This window comes from Roseateles sp. AC306, assembly GCF_979253795.1.
Genome location: NZ_CEEDEB010000011.1, coordinates 77,723 through 96,769, shown reverse-complemented (window position 1 = coordinate 96,769; position 19,047 = coordinate 77,723). Strand labels below are relative to the sequence as shown.

Here is a 19,047-nt window from a genome sequence, read left to right as displayed (position 1 = left end):
CTTCAACGCGCTCGCGACGGCAGGCTGACGAGCGCTGCCAGCACCAGCGCCTCGGCCAGCACCTCGAAGCCTTCTTCCAGCTCGGCGATCGGGTAGGGCATCGCCACCTGATCGACGGCGATGGCCCACAGCCCCACGCCCAGGCCGGCCCACAGCAGCCCGCGACTCAACTGCGACCGCATCGCACGGTGCAGTGCCCACGCCGTCAACGCGCCCACCACGCCAACGCCCAGCATCGGCAGCTCCCGCACCACCTCAAACCGGCACAGCGCCGTCCATTCGTCGCAGCGGTACTTCCACAGCTCATGCCACATGAACTGCTCGTCCAGCGCCAGTGTGAACATGGCGGCGGCCATCCAGCCGCCCAGCCCACGGGGCAGGCCGCCGTCTGCCGATAAACGCAGCGACATCGCCGCCAGCGTCAGCAGCAGCGCGCTGGACAGCCAGGCCACCGGTGAAGCGTCCGAGCGGAAGGCGCGCTCCCAGACCGGGGCGAAGCTCCAGGCGCTGATCGCCATGAAGCCGACAACAGCGACAAGAATGGCGGTGACCGTGGAAGCGCGGGTAGGAGGCAGACGGGCGGACATGCCGGCGATTCTCCCGAGTTGCTGCTATGCCTTCCCCGGGCACATGCGCTGGGCCGACAATCCCGCGCCATGAGCACCACCCAAGACCTCACCGACGCCGAGTTCGCCGAACTCGACGAACTCCTTGCCGCCACGCCCGAGCCGCTGCAGCCGCTGGATGCCTCCATGCTGGACGGCTACCTCTGCGGCGTCATCGTGCAGCCCCGCCTCATCGAGACGGACGAGTGGCTGCCCAACATCTTCGATTACGACGGCGGCCTGCTGCCCGACAGCGTCGACGCCACCTGGCTGGACCGCCTGACCCAGCTCGTCGAGCGCCGCCACGCCGCGCTGACCAAGGGCCTGGCAGAGGACGGCTGGTTCGACCCCGTCGTGCTGGAAGTGGGCGAGGACGAGGAGCCCGACCCGCTGCCGGAGGACGCCAGCGAGGAGGAGCAGTCGGCCCGCGCCAGCTACGACGCGCTCGGCCCGCTGTCGCGTTCGCTGATGCCCTGGGTCGCCGGCTTCCAGCATGCGGCGCTGTGCTTCCCCGAGCTGGCCGACCTGCCCAACGACGACATCTCCGCCGCGCTGGCCCGTCTCTACCGTCACCTGCCGGCCGAGACGGACGAGGAGAAGGAAGTCGTCGCGACGCTGAACCGCGAATTCCCGCTCAAGGACCTGGACGAGGCCATCGAGGAGATGGTGGCCACGGTGGCCGACCTGGCCGACCTGACCGAGGCCGAGCGCTACCGCGTCGAGACCATCCGGCGCGACACGCCCAAGGTCGGGCGCAACGATCCTTGCCCTTGCGGGTCGGGGCGCAAGTACAAGGTTTGTCACGGCAGCAACTGATGCGTTTGCAACTGCTCTCCGACCTCCACCTGGAGACCGAGAGCTACGTTCCGGCCCCGGCGCCCGGCGCTGAACTTCTGATCCTGGCCGGCGATATCGACAGCACCTGGCGTAGCTTCGAGCTGTTCCGCAGTTGGCCGGTGCCGGTGCTGTTTGTGCCCGGCAACCACGAGTTCGATGGCCGCGATGTGGACGAGGCGCGCGAGGCGCTGCGGGCCCACGTCAACGCGATCGGCCTGCGCATGCTGGACGACGAGTCCGCCGTGCTGACCGACGCGCAAGGCCGGCGGGTGCGCTTCATCGGCTGCACGCGCTGGTGTGACTTCGATGCCTTCGGCCCGTCAGGGCGCGACCGGGCGATGCGGGCGGGAGGCTACTTCCAGAAGGTCATGCGGGCCACCCGCCACGGCGAGGTCTTCGGTGTGGACGCCGTGCGCGCACTGGCGCTGGAAAGCCGGGCCTGGCTGGCGGATGAGCTGGCCCGCACCGGTGATTGGGAAGCGACGGTGGCCATCACCCACTTCGCCCCCAGCCTGAAGAGCGCCGACCCGCGCTATGGCCGCCAGCCGGGCACGGCGAGCTTCTGCAACGACGACGAGGATCTGCTCCCGGGCGCTCAACTCTGGCTGCACGGCCACCTGCACTGCCGGCAGGACTACCGGCTGGGCGACACACGCATCGTCAGCAACGCGCGCGGCCATTTCCGCAAGGGCGAGGCGGATGGCTTCGACGGGCAGCGTGTGGTCAGTGTGTTTGAACCGGCTTGATGCGCAGCGCCCACACCACGCCGGCAACCAGCAGCACCACACCCGCCACCGTGGCCGGCGGCGGCGTCCGCTGGTTCCACGCGAAGGCATAGGCCAGGGCGGCCAGCGTCTCGAAGACGATGAGCTGGCCCGACAGTGAGGTCGGCAGGCGCTGGCTGGCCTCGTTCCAGCACAGCGTGCCCAGCCAGGACGAACACAGGCCGATGGCGGCCATCAGGCCGATGAAGGCCAGCGGCCGCTCACCGAGCGGGAAGGTATAGCCGCTCGGGGTCAAGGTGCCGGGCGCGGCGAGATGGATCAGGCTCAGCAGCACAGCGCCGATCAGCGCCATCGGCAGCGTGACCAGGCCCTGAGCCGTCGCCCACGCCCGCGGGCTGCGGTCGGCATGTGCGCGCAGCCAGTCGGCATTGCGGATGGGATACCAGGTCCAGCAGGCCACGGCGGCGACGGCCAGCAGCGCGCCCTCGGCATAGCGGCGTGGGTCGCCGGCCTCGGCTTGCAGGACGGCCAGTTCGTCATGGTTGACGAAGCCCAGCCCCGCCGCGATCAGCGCCAGGGACGGTGCCAGCTTTCCCCACGGCAGATGGCCGTCGCGCACGCGGTTGCGGTGGTTGGCGCAGACGGCGATGACGACCGGCAGCGTGCCGATGATCATCGTCGGCAGCGGCGCGCCGGCGCGCTGGATGGCGGCGGACAGGCAGAGGTAGTACAGGAAGTTGCCGATCAGGCTGAGCTTGGCGGCCTCCCACCAGTCGGCGGCATGCAGCTCGCGCAGCACGCGCCGGTCCAGCAGCAGGGCCAGCGGCAGGGCGATGAGACCGAAGGCCAGGTAGCGGCCCACCGTCAGCAGCGCCGGCGCATAGCCGGGCAGCATGACGGGGGCGACGAACACCAGGCCCCACATCAGCCCGGCGGCAAGGGCGAACAGCAATCCAGAAAGCATGGGCTATTGGAACCGGGCAGCGACGGCGGCTTGTTGTTCTGCGGTGTAGTGAAGGCCGAGCTTGCTTCGCCGCCACAGCACGTCGTCCGCGCTGCGGGCCCACTCGTGGTCAGTGAGATGGCGCAGTTCGGACTCGAACAGGCCCTGTGCGATCTCGGCACCCGGCGGCGCGGCGAGCAGCTCGGCGGCCACGCTGCCGTAGGCGCGGGCCAGTCGGGCGACCAGGGCCGGCGCGCGGTCGGCGTGGCGGGCCTGCAGCTCGGCCGTGAAGGCGGCAATGTCCACGCCGTGCCGGCCGAGGTTGCCGCCGGGCAGGTGGGTGCCGGCCGTCCAGGGCCTGCGTGCCTCGCCCATCAACTCACCGAGCTGCGTTGCGCCGTCTTCGGCCAGCTTGCGATAGGTCGTCAGCTTGCCGCCCCAGACGTTGAGCAGCGGTGCGCCACCGATTGCGTCGGTCTCCAACAGGTAGTCGCGCGTCACGCTGGACGCCGAGCCGCCCTCGTCCAGCAGCGGGCGCACGCCGGCATAGGTCCACAGCACGTCGGCCGGCGTCACGGGGCGGGCGAGATAGCGGCTCGCCTGCTCGCACAGATAGGCGATCTCGTCCTGCTCGATCTGCGCGCGCGACGGCGGGTCCTGGCCGTCGGGCAGCTCCACGTCCGTCGTTCCGATCAGCGTGAACCGCTCCTGGAAGGGGATGGCGAAGATGATGCGGCCGTCGGCGTTCTGGAAGATGTAGGCATGGTCGTGCGTGAAGCGCTGGTCCACGACGATGTGGCTGCCCTTGACGAGGCGCAGGCCGCGCGCTGGCAGGCCCTGGTCGCGCAGGAAGCGCTCGGCCCACGGCCCGGCCGCGTTGACGAGGGCGCGGCTGCGCAGCGCTCGACCGTTGGCCAAGGTGATCTGCCACGCATCGGCGCCGCGCACCGCCTGTGTGACGGCACAGCGCGTCAACACCTCGGCACCGCGCGCCTGTGCGTCCCGCGCGTTCAGCACGACGAGGCGGGCGTCATCCACCCAGCCGTCCGAGTAGACGAAGCCGCGCGTGAACTCGGGTTTCAGCGGTTTGCCGTAGATGCTGCCGGTCAGCCGCAAACCGTGCGAGCCGGGCAGCAGCTCGCGCCGCGCCAGGTGGTCGTAGAGGAAGAGTCCGATGCGGATCATCCAGGCCGGCCGCAGATGCGGTGCATGCGGCAGCACGAAGCGCAGCGGGCGGATCAGATGAGGCGCGCTGCGCAGCAGCACCTCGCGCTCCTGCAAGGCCTTGCGCACCAGCGAGAACTCGTAGGTCTCCAGGTAGCGCAGGCCGCCGTGCACCAGCTTCGTAGAGGCGGACGAGGTGTGCGAGGCCAGGTCTTCGCGCTCGGCCAGCAGCACCCGCCAGCCCCGGCCGGCCAGGTCGCGGGCCAGGCCGGTACCGTTGATGCCGCCGCCGACGACCACCACGTCAAAATCACTCATTGGTTGACTCTAAGGGACGAGCGATGGATGCACTGCTGGCGTTGGACCAAGGCACCTCCAGCTCGCGCGCCGTGGTCTTCGGCCGCGACGGCCGCCTGCTCGCCGTGGCGCAGCGCGAGCTGACGCAGCACTTCCCGCAGCCGGGCTGGGTTGAGCACGATGCCGGCGAGATCTGGGCGGGCCAGATCGCCTGTGCCCGCGAGGCGCTGGCCAAGGCCGGTGTGAAGGTGGCGGCCATCGGCATCACCAACCAGCGCGAGACCGTCGTGCTGTGGGACCGCAAGTCGGGTGAGCCGCTGCACAAGGCCCTGGTCTGGCAGGACCGGCGCACGGCGGCCTACTGCGAGACGCTCAAGCAGCAGGGTCTGGAGCCGCGCATTCGCGAGCTGAGCGGTCTGCTGGTCGACCCGTATTTCTCCGCCACCAAGCTGCGCTGGCTGCTCGACAACGTGCCCGGCGCCCGCGAGCGCGCCGAGCGTGGCGAGCTGGCCTTCGGCACGGTGGACAGCTGGCTGCTGTGGAAACTGACCGAAGGTGCCGTGCACGCCACCGACGTCAGCAATGCCTCGCGCACCCTGCTGTTCGACATCCACCGTGGTGACTGGAGCGACGAGCTGCTGGGCCTCTTCGGCATCCCGCGCGCGCTGCTGCCCGAGGTGCGGCCGTCGGCCGGCGTGTTCGGCCAGGCGACCGAGTTCGGCATCCCCATCTCCGGCATCGCCGGCGACCAGCAGGCCGCGCTCTTCGGCCAGGCCGCGCTGCAACCCGGCCAGGCCAAGAACACCTACGGCACCGGCTGCTTTTTGCTGATGCACACCGGCGCGCAGCCGCATGCGTCCACGCAGGGCCTGCTGACGACGCGCGCCGCGCAGGTGGGCGCGGCGGCGCAGTACGCGCTGGAAGGCAGCGTCTTCGTCGGCGGCGCCGTCGTGCAATGGCTGCGCGACGGGTTGCATGCCGTGCAGGCCAGCAGCGAAGTGCAGGCGCTGGCCTTGAGCGTGCCGGACGCCGGCGGTGTCATGTTCGTGCCCGCCTTCGCCGGCCTCGGCGCTCCCTACTGGCGGCCCGATGCACGTGGCGCCATCCTGGGCCTGACCCGCGGCACCACGCAGGCCCACATCGCCCGCGCCGCGCTGGAGAGCATCGCCTTCCAGAGCGCAGCGGTGCTGACGGCGATGAATGCCGACGTGGGCGTGGCCGAGCGGCTGACCGAACTGCGCGTGGACGGCGGTGCGTCGGCGAATGATCTGCTGATGCAGTTCCAGGCCGACCTGCTGGGCATCCCGGTGCTGCGGCCCAAGGTCATCGAGACGACGGCGTTAGGCGCGGCACTGCTGGCGGGGATTGGTGCTGGCGTCTACGCGGCGGCCGATGAGATCGGCGCCATCTGGCAACTCGACCGCGCCTTCGAGCCGCGCATGTCACGTGATGAGGCGGGCTCGCGGCTGGCGCAGTGGAACCGGGCGGTGCGGCAGGTGTTGGCGGAATGAGGACGCGTATGGAACGTGAGGCGAAGTGGTTCGGCTGGTTTGCCTTGGCGCTGGGTGGCGTCGGCGTCTTTGCGGGCGTGAGCATGCTGGCCGGTGGATTCACGCCTGCCGAGGGGCTCAGCTGCAAGGCGTTTTGCGGGCTGGCGCTGCTGGCGACGGAGGTGTTCGGCGCCGGGGCGGGAAGGCTGGTCGGCGGCTTGCTCTGGCTGGCCGCCGGAGCGGCCTTCTGCTGGTTTGGCTATCGCGTGCTGAAAGGCTAGATCAGCTCAGCAGCGCCCCGCCCGCCAGCAACGTCACCACCCCCAGCACCGCAAAGATCACCGCCGCCACCGTGTGCACCAGCTTGACCGGCATCTTGTGCGCCAGCTTGTCGCCCACCAGCACGGCGGGCACGTTCGCCAGCATCATGCCGGCCGTCGTGCCGGCGACGACGCCGATGAAGTCCAGCGGGTAGCGCGCCGCCAGCGCAACGGTGGCGATCTGCGTCTTGTCGCCCATTTCGGCCAGGAAAAAGGCGATCACCGTCGTGATGAACACGCCGTGTCCCGGCTTGGGGGTGTCGTCCTCGTCGAGCTTGTCGGGGATCAGCATCCAGCCGGCCATGGCGATGAAGGACAGGCCAAGACCCCACCGCATGGCCGTCGGGCTGATGAGGCTGGTCAGCCAGCTGCCCAGCGCGCCGGCGGCGGCGTGGTTGAAGACGGTCGCGACGAAGATGCCCGCCACGATGGGCCACGGCCGCCGGAAGCGGGCCGCGAGCATGAAGGCGAGGAGTTGGGTCTTGTCGCCGATCTCGGCGAGGGCCACCAGGCCGGTGGCGATGAGGAAGGCTTGCACGGCGCGATTGTCACCAGTGCGGAATGGCCCAGCCTGCGACGGGTTTTGGGGCCAGCCCTGGGAAGGGGGGCGGTCGCGCAGCAGAGAATGCGCCCCTCTGGATTTCCCCTCGGGACATGGCATGAAGTTTCTTTCGCTGCGCGTGCGCAACGCCCTCGTCATGCATGGTTATGACGCCGAGAACACCGAGGTGATCCAGGAGATCAAGGGCCAGGAATTCGTCGAGAAGCTGGTGGCCGTCGAGCGCATCCAGTCGGTCAGTGAGAACTACCTGCTCGTGTCGTCGTCCCACGGCCGCGTGCTGTACTGGGAATACGAAGGCGGCATGGCGTCCGTCCGTCAGCGGCTGGCCGCTGCGGGGTTGATGGTCGACTGACTCGGCAAGACGCCCGGCCCTCCCTAGGGCTGCTGACATGGTCTGGCAGGCAACCCGGCGCAGCATGCGGACTTCGCAACTCAGGAGACCCGCATGAATTTCGCCTACACCCTCGTCTATGTGGCCGACGTCGCCGCGTCACTCGCCTTCTTCGACCAAGCGTTCGGTTTGCCGACGCGCTTCCTGCACGAGAGCGGCGCCTATGGCGAGGTCGACACCGGCGCGGGCGGCGTGAAGCTGGCTTTCGTCGACCACGCGACCGCGCGCGACAGCGTGCAGCAGGACTATGTCGCCGCCGACAGCAGCGACAAGCCGCTGGGCATGGAGATCGGCTTCACGGTGACCGATGTGCAGGCTGCCTTCGACAAGGCCGTGGCGGCCGGTGCCAAGGCCCTGGCCGCGCCCGTCACCAAGCCCTGGGGCCAGACGGTGGCCTATGTGCGCTGCCCGGACGGCACGCTGGTGGAGCTCTGCACGGCCATGTCGTGACCGCCGGCTGGCAGGGCCTCGGGCCGAAGAGCCGCGAGCACCTCGCCGCCATCGGCATCCACACGCCGGACGAACTTCGAGCCTGCGATGCCTTCGACGTTTACGCCCGCATCGAGGCGCGCTGGCCGGGCGCCAGCCGCAACCTCGTCTATGCGCTGCTTGGGGCCCAGGAGGGCCGCGACTGGCGCGACATCGCGCGTGAGCGGTGCACCGAGGTCCTGCTGAGGCTGGACGCCATGGGGCTGGCGCCGCGCTGAACCAGCGCTGCGCAAGCTTTTGAGGAGGCATCGATGACCATGATGGAGTTCGCCCCCTTTGTCGGTGACTCATGTCTTCCGCAAGGGGCGCGCCCGCTGCCCTACAGTGATCGTCTATGCGCCGCGCCGACCGCCTCTTCCAGATCGTCCAGCTCATCCGTGGGCGCCGCCTCACGACGGCGGACTACCTCGCCCAGCGGCTGGAGGTGTCGATGCGCACCGTCTACCGCGACATCGCCGCGCTGGCCCAGCAGGGCGTGCCCATCGAGGGCGAGGCGGGCGTGGGTTATCGCATGCGGGCGGGTTTCGACCTGCCGCCGCTGATGTTCAGCAAGCAGGAAGCGCAAGCCCTGGTCGCGACCGTGCGCATGGCCGAGTCGCGGCTGGACGCGGCACTCGCCCGCCAGGCCGAGAACGCGCTCAGCAAGATCCTCGCCGTGCTGCCGCTGGACGCCCGCGCCGCCGCCGAGAGCCTGGCGCTTTACGCGCCGCTCCCGGCGCTGGACCCGCAGACGAGCGCCCACCTGACCGTGCTGCGCGAGTCCACCGAGGCGCGGCGCAAGCTCAAGGTCGGCTACCTGGACCTGGGCGGTGTGAGGAGCGACCGCATCGTGCGCCCGTTGGCCTGCCTGTTCTGGGGACCGGTGTGGACGCTGTCCGCCTGGTGCGAACTGCGCAACGACTTCCGCAGCTTTCGCGTCGACCGCATCGAGACGCTGGAGCCGATGGAGACCTTCCGCGACGAGCCCGGCAAGACGCTGGCCGACATGAAGCGGCGCCACGAGGCACAGGAGCACGGCGGCGCCTGAGCGGCTGACGCCGCCTGTCGATCAGACGGCAACCATGTGGCGGCATGCCTCGGCGCAAGCCCGGCAGGCGGCCGCGCAGTCCTGGCAGTGGTCGTGTTCGTGCTTGCCGCATTCCTCGCCACAGGTCTCGCAGACAAGCACGCACAGGCTGCAGATGCGCTTGGCGAACTCGCTGCCGCGCGAAATGCTCGCGGCGGCCAGCCGGCAGAGGGCCGCGCAGTCGATGTCCAGCGCGATGCAGCGGGCCATTGGCTTGACGTCCAGCTCCTGCAGGCAGGCGGTTGAACAGTGGTCGCAGGCGTCGGCGCAGGCATTGCAGGCGTCGATGCAATGGGCGTTCAGGTCGTGGGCCATGGCGAGCTCCTTGTTGAGTGGAGCCGCAAGGCCGGCAAGGCGGATGCCTGCGCAGCAGCAGTGGCGGGCGGTGCGAGACCGGCGTTATGTCTTCAGCGCCTTGATGAACTCTTCGCTGTCGAAGCCGTCCTTCATGTGCTGCTCGCCGCGCGGGCCGCGCACGATGAGGTAAGGCGTGCCCGTGCCGCGCAGCGCACGGAACTCGTCCTCGCACCGGGCGTCGCGGCTCATATTGCATTCGGTGAAGGCAAAGCCGTAGTCGGTCAGCCAGGCACGTGTCTGCGTGCAGTAGCCGCATTCCGTCGTCGAGTACATGACGATCTGCTCGGCGCGCACGCTGCCCGCCAGTTGCCGCACCGCCGCCTCGTCCATGGTGCCGGCGCCGCCGAACAGCTCGCCCAGGCCGCGCTTGTCGAGGTGGGCCTGGTGGCCGCCGTAGAGGCCGACGACGACCGCCACGACGGTCAGCATCACGCGCCAGGGCAGGCCACTCTTGCTCGCCTTGGCGCGATAGCCCGCGCTGGGCGCGTCGGCCTGCGGGTTGAGGGCTGCACCGGCCTTCGCGTAGGCCACGCCGCAGGCCGGGCACTGCCAGTCAGGCGCCTGGGTGTCGGCGGGGCAGATCGTCGTCATCGTTCAGCGATCGGTTGAAGTTGGGTCAGGGCGCAGTGTCGACCAGCACGAACTGCTTGCGTACCGCCTCCAGCACCTCGAACTCGCCCTCGAAGCCCGGCGGGATGACGGCGCCCTGGCCGGGGCCGATGTCGGTGGCGCCCTCGGGCCCGTGCAGGCGAACGCGGCCGCTCAGGATGTGGAAATACTCCTGCCGCGTGGCGGGGAAGGCGATGCGCCAGCGGCCCGGCTCGCATTCCCACACGCCGGCGCTGGCTGGCCCTGCCTCGTGCAACAGCCAGGTCTTGCGGAGCGGGTCGCCCGCCATGAGACGGTCAGGGCGGGGGCGGTCCAGGGCGGGGATGAGCGGATCGGTGCTGTCGAGGAGGACGATGGAGGTCATGGGCGGTGCATCACAGCAAGTCGCCAATCATTTTCTCCAGCGCGCCGATGTGACCCAGGCCGGGCGCGCCTGAGTTGGTCAGCACGACCCAGGCGCGACGGCGGGTGGAGTCGATGCTCATCAGTGTGTAGAAGCCGTCCCACTCGCCGTTGTGGCTGACGCCGTAGCCGGTGATGCCGAAACCGTAGCCGTAGCCATACATTCCGCCAGCGATGCTGCTGTGCCGTCGCATCATGTCGGCCAGCGTCTGCGGCGACACCAGCTTGCCGCTCAGCAGCGCCTCGAAGAAATGCAGGAAATCGTCGGCCGAGCTGACCTGCGCCATCGAGCCCTTGAAGTAGGTCGTGTGGCCGTAGAAGGTGGTCAGGTTGCCGCGGTTCAGCGCGTCGCCGGCCTTGATGGGCTGGAACTCGTCGTTGATGTAGGAGTCCGTCATGCCGGCGGGCCTGAAGATGTTGGCCGCCATGTGGTCGGCGAACCGCACGCCCAGGCGCCGCTCGATGACCTTGGCCAGCAGCATGTAGCCGGTGTTGCTGTAGTCGCCGCGACTGCCGGGCGTGAACTCCAGCGTCGTCTGGCGGGTGGCGAGGTAGGGGATGAGTCCGTCCAGCGTCATGCCCTCGAAGACCGCCGGCGTCCAGAAGTCGTTGATGATGTCGATGACGCCTGACTGATGCGTCAGCAGGTGCTCGAGGGTGATGGCACGCCAGTGCGCGGGCAGCTCGGGGATGTAGTCCAGCAGCGAGTCGGACAGGCGCAGCTGGCCGCGCTCCACCATCTGCATGATGGCCACGGCCGTGAAGGGCTTGCTGACGGAGGCCAGCCGAAAGGCCGTGTGGCGGCCGACCGCGGCGCCCGTGATCGTATTGGCCATGCCGCGGTTGCCGCTGTAGAACTCCATGCCGTCGCGGACCGCCAGCACGCTGATGCCGGGCTGATCGGCCGGCTGGGCGGCGAGATAGGCGTTGAGCCGCTCGGGCAGCGTGCCCGAGGTGGGGATGGTGGTCGTGGCGGCGTTGTCGGTGGCCGCCGGGTTGCTGCCGCCGCCACCGCCGCAGCCGGCGAGCAGGAGGGCCAGCACGAAGGCGCATGGCAGGGCGAGGGATATCGATCGAGAGGCGCTCATCTTGGATTCGGACCTGGCGGGAAAGTGCGCCAGTCTCGAAGGCCTGGCCTGCCGCGTCGTCTCAGCGGATCGGCTCGGACGTGCTTGCCCGCAGGCGCCGCCACTCGGAGGGCGTCGCCCCGCTGATCTTCTTGAAGGCGGCATTGAAGGTGGACTTGGCATTGAAGCCCGCCGCGTAGGCCAGGTCCAGCAACGTTGCCGACGCCTGGGCCGGGTCGGCCATCATGCGCTGGACCTCGGCCACCCGCAGGCCGTTGATGTAGTCGAAGAAGCTCAGGCCCAGTGTGTCGTTCAGGTACTGGGACAGCAGTTGTGGCGAGGTGCCGATGTGCTCGGCCAGGTCGGCCAGCGTCAGCTCGTTCTCCAGAAAGTCCCGCGCCTGGGCCATGCGTTGCTGGAGCTTGGCGCCGATCAGGGCCTGGGCGGCGTCCGTCATGCCGGAGCGGGCGTATTTGCCGGTGTCGGCCTCGGCGGCGAGCTGGGGCGGTGGCGCCCCTGCCGCGCTGCGCTCGGGCAGGAAGACCCCGGCTTGGCGCAGGCCGAACCAGCCAACGAAATACAGGATCACGACGCGGTGCACCAGCAGGCCCCAGTCCCAGAGGCCACCGAACAGGCTGGACAGCGCGCAGTTCAGCAGGATCAGCACCACCACCACGCTCAGCGCGCCAAGCCAGACCCGGTCGCGGCGCGGCAGCGATGAAGCGCGGTGCAGATGCCATCCCGCCGCAACCGCGCAGGCCGTCGCCAGCGCTTCGCAGGCGAGAAAGAAGAGGCCGAAATCGACGGGCTGAAAGAACTTCGCCCGCAGCAGCAAGCCGATGAACGCCGCCAGCGGCAGGAAGTGCCAGGCCTGCCGCCCGTCATTGCCCAGGCCCACCATGGCGCGCATATAGCAAAGGTAGAAGGCGCCGAGCGTCGTCACCGGCCAGTCCAGCAGCCCAAACCATTCGGGATGGGCGTGATACCAGCGGGTGCTGGAGAGCGACAGCAGCGAGATCGACAGCACGAACAGGCCGATCCAGGCGTTGGCGGCGCGCCGCCGACGCAGGGCCAGCAAGGGCACCGCCAGGAAGAGGCCCAGGACGGCGCTGCAGAGGGACAGGGATTCGTACATGGTCAGTGAATCGGCTCGCTGCGGCACCGGTCGGCGTGGGTCATGAGCAGCGGTGCTAGGCCGAAGCCAGTCGTGCGCCCTTGTCTTCCAGCAAGACCCTCAGCTCAGACCGATGGCAGCGCGCTTCGTTCTCGCAGTAGCAGCCCACCGAGAAGTTCGCCTGCGCCGACAGCGTCGCCAGCAGGGCCAGCGCGTGCTGGGCCTCGGGCGCGGCCATCTCGGCGCGGTACTTCTTCGTGAAGGCCGCCCACTCGGCATCCGTCCCGGCGGCCCGCCCCAGCTTCATCGTCTCGGCGCTGGGTGCAAGCGTGGGGAACCAGACGTCGTAGAAATCGCGCGAGGCGAACTCGGCCTTGGGCACGCCGCGCGGCGGGCGGCGCACGGTGCCGATGCGGCTGCCTTCGCCTTCAGCGCGTGGGCTGCCGAGCCTGACGATGCGGATGGGCATGGTGTGCTCCTCAGGTCCTTACGGGCCGAGCGCCGGGACGCTCCCAAGCCGGCCCGGCATGGTGATGTGCTTGCGGCTCAATGCCGCAAGCATCGCCGTCCCCCTGGGGGACCGGCCAAGGTGTGCCTTGGACGAGGGGCCTCATGTCATCTGCCGAGCACGCGAATGACCTCCGCCTCCGACACCGGCTTGCCGATGAAGCCATTCATGCCGGCGGCCAGCACGGCCTGGCGTTCCTGGTCGAGCACGGCGGCGGTGAAGGCGTGGATGGGCAGGTTGGCGGTGGCCGAGTCGGCGCGCAGCAGCTGCGTGGCGCGCAGGCCGTCGACCTTGGGCATGTGCAGGTCCATCAGCACGGCGTCCAGGCGGTGGCCTTCGGCGCGGGCGATGGCCACGGCCTGCTCGCCGTCCTCGGCCTCGATGACCTCGGCGCCCAGCCGTTGCAGCAGCGCCGTGATGATGAGGCGGTTGACCGGGTTGTCCTCGGCCACCAGCAGGCGCTGGCCGGCCAGCGGGTGGCGCTGCGGGATGGGGATGCGCCGGCGCGTGGCGGTGTCGTCGATGGTCAGCGAGCGCGGCAGGCTCAGCGAGGCCCAGAAGGTGGAGCCGCTGCGGCCGTCGCTGTCCACGCCGACGTGGCCGTCCATGCGCGCGGCCAGCTCGCGGCAGATGGACAGGCCCAGCCCGGTGCCGCCAAAACGCCGCGTGGTCGAGTCGTCGGCCTGCGCGAACGGGCGGAACAGCCGCGCCTGCTGATCGGGCGGCACGCCGATGCCGCTGTCCTGCACGGACAGGCGCACGCGGTCCGGGCCGGCCGGCGCGAGGCTGAGCTTGACGAAGCCGCGCTCGGTGAACTTGAGCGCATTGACGAGGAAGTTGGCCAGGATCTGGCGCACCCGCACCGGGTCGCCGATGACGAGGCGGGGCAGGGCGGTCGAGACGTCGATCTGCATCTCCAGGCCGCGTTCGCGGCCCAGCGCCGCGCAGCCCTCGAAGCTGGCCTGGGCCAGCGCATGCAGGTCGAACTCGATCTTCTCCAGTTCCAGGTGACCCGCCTCGATCTTGGACAGGTCGAGGACGTTGGAGACGATCTCGTTGAGCGACTCGGCCGCGCCAACCAGGTGGGACAGGTATTTGGCGCGGTGGGCGTCGTCAGCGCCGGCCTGCTGCAGCAGGCGTGCCAGGCCCAGCACGCCGTTGAGGGGCGTGCGGATCTCATGGCTCATGGTGGCCAGGAAGGCGCTCTTGGCCTGGCTTGCGGTCTCGGCCTGCTGCTTGGCGGCCTGCAGTTCGCGCTGCTGGCGGCGGTGCTCGGTGACGTCCTCGGCCACCCACAGCGTGTCGCGCTCGTCGTCGCTCTCGATGCGGCCCGACAGCGGCGGCAGGCCCCGGGCGTTCAGGCGCACGGTGATGAGCGAACCGTCGGCCCGCTCGAAATCCAGCTCGAAGGCCTCGGTGTTGCCGGCCGCCACCCGCGCGTCGGGCAGCTGGGGCTCGGCGCCGCCGAAGATTTCCTGCCAGTGCCGGTTGGCGCGCTCAAAGCGTTCGCCGCGCGTGAGGGCGATGCCGACGCTGGCGTGGTCGAGGATGGCGTCGGCCTCGATGCGGGCACGCTCGCGCTCGGTGATGTCGCGCGCGATCAGCATGGTCGCCGGCTCGCCATCCCAGTCCAGCGTGGCGGCGGAGACGAGCAGGTCGCGCCACTCACCGTGCACCAGGATGGCGGAGCGGAAGTCGCGCGCTATACCGGTGTCGGCCATCTCGGTGGCCAGGCGCTTGGGCTCGCCGCTGTCGGGCCACAGGCCCAGCTCGCGGCCGGAGCGGCCGATGACTTCGTCGCGATTGCGGCCGATGAGGGTGCAGAAACCCGAGTTGGCGAAGCGGATGCGGCCATCGGCCGTGCGTGCCACGCAGATGGCGTCGGGGCTGGCGCGCAGCAGCCTGTCCAGCATGCTGGCGGTGCGCTGGTGCTGCTGCAGCGTCAGGCGCTCGCCGGTGATGTTGTGGCTGACGCCGCGCCAGCCGGTGTGCTTGCCGGCGGTGTCGAAGATCGGTTCGCCCGAGCTGAGCGTCCACAGCAGCCGGCCGTCGGGCGTGCGAAAGCCGTTGATGCGGTCGCGGTAGGCGCGCTTGAGGCGGATGTCCTCCACCAGCGCGTGGTAGTCGGCATCGCGCACGATGACGGCGCCGTCGGCCTCGCCCAGACGCAGGAAGTCCTCGCGCTTGTGGTCGGACAGCGGCTCGAACTCGTCGGACAGCCAGGTGACGCGAAAGTGCGCATCGGCCTCCCAGGCCCAGTTGTGCGCGGCCTGCACCAGGCGGGCCAGGCGCGCTTCTTCTTCCAGCGCCTTGCGCAGGGCGGCGCCCAGCACGCGGTTGATGAGCAGCGCGGCGAGCAGGGCCGTGGTGGCGTAAAGCACATGGGCCACCATGCGGTCGCCGAGCGTGACGCGCAGCAGCGCCGCCTGCCCGGGGATGACACCGCGCGACTCCAGTGCGGCCAGCAGCGCGACCACGCCCAGATACAGAGCCGCCAGCAATGCCGCCGCGCGGCTGCCTGCCAGTCCGCCGCCGAGCGTGATGGCCAGGCAGGCGACGGCGAGCGACACCGTGTGCACGCCCAGGCCGACCTGCACGGCGTGCACGGCCAGCGTCAGGATGGCCACGGCCAGGGTCACGACGCTCGCGGCCGCCGGCCGGCCGGCGCGGCGCAGGCCGTGGCCCAGACCAGCCGCGACGAGGATGCCCAGCGCGATCATCAGCCGCTGGCCCGACAGCGCGGAGACGCGGCCGGTGGCGAACTCCACAGCGGCCAGCAGCGTCATCGCGACGCCGAGGCTGGCCAGCACGATGACGAGCACGCGCGCGGCCAGCGCCTGCGGCGACTCGCGCCGGGCGGCCCCGGCTGCGGGCTCGGCGGTGCGGGCGGCGGGGGTCTGGCTGTCTGAGCTATGCGGCATTGAAGCCATTGCGTGCGTGGCTGCCGTCGCAGAAGGGTTTGGTCTGGCTGCCGCCACAGCGGCACAGCCGCGCCTGCGCCACGCGGCAGACCATGCGGCCGGTGCCGCTCAGCACCTCGATCTGGCCGCGCAGCTGCAGCGGGCCATTGGGCTCGGGCTCGATGTCGATGCGGCCGTCGCGGCTGGCCGGCATGTCGGTGGACAGGCCCAGCAGGCCGGTCTCGGGCTCGCCGGTGGCGGCGAAGGCGATGTCGTGGTGGCTGCCGTCGCAGAAGGGCTTGTTCTTGCTGGCGCCGCAGCGGCACAGCGTGGCGCGCGTACCGATGGGCTCGCCGCGCAGCACCAGCTCGCCGCGGATGCCGTAGGGCCCGGCCTCGCGCACCTGCAGCAGGTTGACGGGCGGTGGCGCCTCGTCGGCCTCGCCGTCCTTGCGGCGGACCTGGATGGCGCCCGAGGGGCAGGCGTGGGCGATGTCGACGAGGCGCTCGACCGGCATCGCGTCGGGGTAGAGCCAGGCGCCGGGCGTGTTGGCCAGGAAGACCTTGGGCGCGCCCGTCACGCAAAAGCGCGCGTGGATGCAGCGCTTGGCCTCGAAGCGCAGCTCCAGCTTTTCACCCTGCACGATCTCGATGCCATCGCTGACCTCCGTGGGTGGCGCGGGCGGCGGCGGGGCGGCGGCCGCCCGCGAGGGAGCGGCGGCGACCGGCGCGTTCAGGTCCAGCCCGCGCTCGGCGCGTTCGCGCAGGGCCTGCAGTTGCGCGGCGGCGCGGCCGGTGCGCTCGGCGCCCAGCTCGCCATGCAACTTGGCGGCCGCGTCGGCCAGCTGGGCCAGGCGTTCGATGACGAAGCGCCGCGCGGCCGGCCCCGGCGGGAAGGCGGCCGTGTCGCGCAGCGCCGTGAAGCTGGCGCCGGCGTGGCAGCCCGGGTTGCTGGGCCCGGCCGGCAGGCGCGCGGCGTGCTCGGCCAGCGGCGTGAAGGCGCGCATCAGGCCCAGCGACAGGTCGACATGCAGACTCTTCTCGGCCGACGGGCCGGGCAGCAGATAGGCCTGGGCCAGCAGGCGCAGCATCAGGCCGTAGCTGGCGTTGGCGACGTCCACGGTGGCGGCCGCGGCGGCGTCCTCCAGCCAGACCCGGCCTTCCGGGCGCGGCGGGCGGCGCAGCACCGGGTTGGTGGCGGCAGGCCATGCGGGCTCGAAGCCGGGGTTGGCGGCGCGCAGCCCGGCCAGCTCGGCGCGGATGGCGGCAAAGCGCTGGTAGTGCGACGCCTCGCTGTCGCTGGGCGCGCCCTCGCCCTGGCGCACGATGGCGTCGAAGGCGGCCAGCGCCGTCTTGGAGCACAGCACCGGGCGGGCGCCGCCGAGGTTGAGCTCGCCCGGGCCCAGCTGCAGCGCGCGGTCGCCGCAGAAGCTGGCCGCCTCGCCGTGTTCGGCGACGAAGGCCTGCAGGTCGGCCGAGAGCGTGGCGTAGAAATGACCCACGGTGTCGTAGTCGCGCGCCATCGGCGTGATGCGCGGCGCCACCGCGTTGCGCGAGAAGGAACGCTCGGCGGCAAAGCCTTCGCCATCGGCCTCGGCGCTGCCGTCGGGGCGCTCCAGGTAGATGAAATGCTGCAGCGTCGCGTCGCTGAAGGGCGCGAGCTTGACGACGACGCTGGCCGGCAGATAGCCGGGGTCGAGCGGGAAGTTGCCGCGGCCCAGGTGCGGCGCGCCGCCCAGGGCCGCCGTGATGTTCCAGACGGCGACCAGGTGGCCCATCTCCTCGACCGCCACGGCGACGATCTCGCGCCGCCAGCGCTCCGCCGCCGCCGCTTCTTCAGGCCGCAGCCCTTCGGCCTCGCCCTGCTTCAGGCTGAAGGCCGCGTAGAGATAGGTGCACATGAGGTTGTGCTCCAGCTCGGCGGCCTCGTAGAGGCTGTGCAGCAGTTGCTCGCGGCTGGGCGCCGCAGCCGTGGGGGAGTGAGTCATGAGGCGGGTCGTCCGACAGGCGGCGCGACATTAGCACGCAGCCCGCGCTGGATGCCCTATGGCGAACCCAAGCGCGAACCGGGCAAGAAAGGCCGGTTCAGACCGTGCGAAGCCTGGGCAGCCAGGCGAGCGGGTCGAAGCGCGCAGCGGGCGCCTCGATCCAGCGGTGGAAGGGCCGCGCCAGCAGGTTGGCCAGCGCCCAGGTCGCCACCAGCATCGTCAGGCCCATGGCGGGCGAGGCGTCGCCAAGGTAGACCATCAGCGCGTTGGTCAGCAGCAGCACCGGGAAGTGCAGCAAAAACAGCGCATAAGACGGCGTGGCCCACCGGGCCAGCACCTCGGCCCAGCGCGCCGGCAGCAGCGACTGGCCGCTCGCGTGGCGCGCTTCGGCCAGGGCCAGCCACAGCGCGGTGGCCATGGCCAGGGCCAGGCGGTCGCGCCAGTCCAGCCACAGCGCCGCGCCAAAGGCCACGGCCAGCAGCACGAGGCCGGCGCGGCGGTGGCGCCACAGGCCCAGCCAGTGCACCAGGGCGCCCAGGCCGTAGGCGGCGAAAAAGTAGGGCGCGTAGGCGTCCAGCGTCGGGTCAAGGTTGAAGACGAAGGCCGAGGCCAGTGCGGCGGCGGCCACGAGCAGCGGGCCGACGACGAGGCGGCTCGGATGCCGCCAGCCGCGCCGCGCCAGCCACAGCAGGCCCACGAGCACGGCGAACAGCTGCAGGTCGATGGCCACATACCAGGCGCCGACCGTCAGCGCCTCGTAGCCGAGCACGTCGTGCAGCAGCAGCGCGTGCGACAGCAGCTGGCCGGCGCTGATGTCGGCCGGCACCAGCTCGGGCCAGGACGACGCGATCAGGCCGCAGGCACCCAGCGTCAGCGCCAGCGCTGCCAGGAAGGGCAGCACCAGGCGCAGGTAGCGCCGCCACAGCAGCTCCGGCACGCCGGCCTGCAAGGCGCCGCCACGAGGCGAAAGACCGCGGGCGCTGAGGAAGCCGGCGACGACCAGGAAGACCTGCACCGCCATGCGACCGTACTCATGCATCAGGCCCGCCAGCAGCGGCAGCGCTTCATGCGCGGCGCGTGCGATGGGCCCGTAGCTCACCAGGTGGTGCAGCACGATGACTTGGGCCGCGACGGCCTTCAAGGCGTCGATGTGCGGCAGTCGGCGGGAGGGCGTGGACATCTGGAAACACGAAGCGACAGACAAAAAGGAACGG

At 70.5% G+C, this 19,047-nt stretch carries 21 protein-coding genes; 8 read left to right on the top strand and 13 right to left on the bottom strand.

Annotation, left to right across the window (positions count from 1 at the left end):
- Window positions 1–2 precede the first annotated feature (2 nt).
- Complete coding sequence (locus AC0IZJ_RS20045) at window positions 3–587, bottom strand: hypothetical protein (RefSeq protein ID WP_471853104.1); 585 nt, start codon at window positions 585–587, stop codon at window positions 3–5.
- A 69-nt stretch (window positions 588–656) separates the two neighbouring features.
- On the opposite strand from AC0IZJ_RS20045, the gene AC0IZJ_RS20040 reads away from it, so the two are divergent.
- Together AC0IZJ_RS20040 and AC0IZJ_RS20035 are read left to right on the top strand one after the other, a co-directional pair.
- A complete protein-coding gene (locus AC0IZJ_RS20040; RefSeq protein ID WP_471853102.1) occupies window positions 657–1,421 on the top strand; it encodes a UPF0149 family protein in 765 nt (254 codons plus the stop codon).
- Window positions 1,421–2,188, top strand: a complete 768-nt coding sequence (locus tag AC0IZJ_RS20035) for a metallophosphoesterase (RefSeq protein ID WP_471853100.1) — start codon at window positions 1,421–1,423, stop codon at window positions 2,186–2,188. The genes AC0IZJ_RS20040 and AC0IZJ_RS20035 overlap by 1 nt, the downstream gene beginning before the upstream one ends.
- Here AC0IZJ_RS20035 and AC0IZJ_RS20030 read toward each other — a convergent pair.
- The gene (locus tag AC0IZJ_RS20030; protein ID WP_471853098.1) at window positions 2,166–3,131 is read right to left on the bottom strand and encodes a DMT family transporter; all 966 of its coding nucleotides are present in this window, start codon (window positions 3,129–3,131) and stop codon (window positions 2,166–2,168) included. The two genes, AC0IZJ_RS20035 and AC0IZJ_RS20030, sit on opposite strands and share 23 nt — an antisense overlap.
- 3 nt (window positions 3,132–3,134) lie before the next feature.
- Window positions 3,135–4,592 carry a glycerol-3-phosphate dehydrogenase gene (gene glpD / locus AC0IZJ_RS20025; RefSeq protein ID WP_471853096.1) on the bottom strand — a complete coding sequence of 486 codons (1,458 nt, stop codon included), beginning with the start codon at window positions 4,590–4,592 and terminating at the stop codon, window positions 3,135–3,137.
- Window positions 4,593–4,615: 23 nt separating this feature from the next.
- Here glpD and glpK point away from each other — a divergent pair, with 23 nt between their 5' ends.
- Window positions 4,616–6,082 (top strand): glycerol kinase GlpK, encoded by a 1,467-nt coding sequence (glpK, locus tag AC0IZJ_RS20020; RefSeq protein ID WP_471853094.1) that lies wholly within the window; start codon window positions 4,616–4,618, stop codon window positions 6,080–6,082.
- Window positions 6,079–6,342 (top strand): hypothetical protein, encoded by a 264-nt coding sequence (locus AC0IZJ_RS20015; RefSeq protein WP_471853093.1) that lies wholly within the window; start codon window positions 6,079–6,081, stop codon window positions 6,340–6,342. The genes glpK and AC0IZJ_RS20015 overlap by 4 nt, the downstream gene beginning before the upstream one ends.
- Window position 6,343: 1 nt before the next feature.
- Here the strand turns inward: AC0IZJ_RS20015 and AC0IZJ_RS20010 are convergent, their stop codons facing one another.
- A complete protein-coding gene (locus AC0IZJ_RS20010; RefSeq protein ID WP_471853092.1) occupies window positions 6,344–6,919 on the bottom strand; it encodes a TMEM165/GDT1 family protein in 576 nt (191 codons plus the stop codon).
- Between the two features lie 121 nt (window positions 6,920–7,040).
- Here AC0IZJ_RS20010 and AC0IZJ_RS20005 point away from each other — a divergent pair, with 121 nt between their 5' ends.
- The 4 genes from AC0IZJ_RS20005 to AC0IZJ_RS19990 all read left to right on the top strand — a co-directional run bounded on the left by AC0IZJ_RS20005 (window position 7,041) and on the right by AC0IZJ_RS19990 (window position 8,850).
- Window positions 7,041–7,295 carry a hypothetical protein gene (locus AC0IZJ_RS20005; protein ID WP_471853091.1) on the top strand — a complete coding sequence of 85 codons (255 nt, stop codon included), beginning with the start codon at window positions 7,041–7,043 and terminating at the stop codon, window positions 7,293–7,295.
- A 93-nt stretch (window positions 7,296–7,388) separates the two neighbouring features.
- Window positions 7,389–7,784: a VOC family protein gene (locus AC0IZJ_RS20000; RefSeq protein WP_471853090.1), complete on the top strand. Its 396-nt coding sequence runs from the start codon at window positions 7,389–7,391 to the stop codon at window positions 7,782–7,784.
- Window positions 7,781–8,041, top strand: a complete 261-nt coding sequence (locus AC0IZJ_RS19995; RefSeq protein ID WP_471853089.1) for a TfoX/Sxy family DNA transformation protein — start codon at window positions 7,781–7,783, stop codon at window positions 8,039–8,041. The genes AC0IZJ_RS20000 and AC0IZJ_RS19995 overlap by 4 nt, the downstream gene beginning before the upstream one ends.
- Before the next feature lie 116 nt (window positions 8,042–8,157).
- Window positions 8,158–8,850, top strand: coding sequence for a helix-turn-helix transcriptional regulator (locus AC0IZJ_RS19990; protein ID WP_471853088.1), 693 nt, complete (start codon window positions 8,158–8,160; stop codon window positions 8,848–8,850).
- 21 nt (window positions 8,851–8,871) lie between these two features.
- Here AC0IZJ_RS19990 and AC0IZJ_RS19985 read toward each other — a convergent pair whose 3' ends face one another.
- The 9 genes from AC0IZJ_RS19985 to AC0IZJ_RS19945 all read right to left on the bottom strand — a co-directional run bounded on the left by AC0IZJ_RS19985 (window position 8,872) and on the right by AC0IZJ_RS19945 (window position 19,013).
- The gene (locus AC0IZJ_RS19985) at window positions 8,872–9,204 is read right to left on the bottom strand and encodes a four-helix bundle copper-binding protein (RefSeq protein WP_471853087.1); all 333 of its coding nucleotides are present in this window, start codon (window positions 9,202–9,204) and stop codon (window positions 8,872–8,874) included.
- 84 nt (window positions 9,205–9,288) lie between these two features.
- Window positions 9,289–9,837 carry a glutaredoxin family protein gene (locus AC0IZJ_RS19980; protein WP_471853086.1) on the bottom strand — a complete coding sequence of 183 codons (549 nt, stop codon included), beginning with the start codon at window positions 9,835–9,837 and terminating at the stop codon, window positions 9,289–9,291.
- A 25-nt stretch (window positions 9,838–9,862) separates the two neighbouring features.
- On the bottom strand, window positions 9,863–10,219 hold the full coding sequence (locus AC0IZJ_RS19975) for a cupin domain-containing protein (protein WP_471853085.1): 357 nt from the start codon (window positions 10,217–10,219) through the stop codon (window positions 9,863–9,865).
- A 10-nt stretch (window positions 10,220–10,229) separates the two neighbouring features.
- The gene (locus AC0IZJ_RS19970; RefSeq protein WP_471853084.1) at window positions 10,230–11,345 is read right to left on the bottom strand and encodes a serine hydrolase domain-containing protein; all 1,116 of its coding nucleotides are present in this window, start codon (window positions 11,343–11,345) and stop codon (window positions 10,230–10,232) included.
- 61 nt (window positions 11,346–11,406) lie between these two features.
- Entirely contained in the window at window positions 11,407–12,459 is a 1,053-nt protein-coding gene (locus tag AC0IZJ_RS19965) for a helix-turn-helix domain-containing protein (protein ID WP_471853083.1), read from the bottom strand.
- 55 nt (window positions 12,460–12,514) lie between these two features.
- Window positions 12,515–12,907 (bottom strand): DUF488 domain-containing protein, encoded by a 393-nt coding sequence (locus AC0IZJ_RS19960; protein WP_471853082.1) that lies wholly within the window; start codon window positions 12,905–12,907, stop codon window positions 12,515–12,517.
- A gap of 146 nt (window positions 12,908–13,053) precedes the next feature.
- Window positions 13,054–15,867 (bottom strand): ATP-binding protein, encoded by a 2,814-nt coding sequence (locus AC0IZJ_RS19955; RefSeq protein ID WP_471853081.1) that lies wholly within the window; start codon window positions 15,865–15,867, stop codon window positions 13,054–13,056.
- On the bottom strand, window positions 15,857–17,833 hold the full coding sequence (locus tag AC0IZJ_RS19950; protein WP_471853080.1) for a ferritin-like domain-containing protein: 1,977 nt from the start codon (window positions 17,831–17,833) through the stop codon (window positions 15,857–15,859). The genes AC0IZJ_RS19955 and AC0IZJ_RS19950 overlap by 11 nt, the downstream gene beginning before the upstream one ends.
- A 97-nt stretch (window positions 17,834–17,930) precedes the next feature.
- On the bottom strand, window positions 17,931–19,013 hold the full coding sequence (locus AC0IZJ_RS19945) for an acyltransferase family protein (RefSeq protein WP_471853079.1): 1,083 nt from the start codon (window positions 19,011–19,013) through the stop codon (window positions 17,931–17,933).
- Window positions 19,014–19,047: the final 34 nt, after the last annotated feature.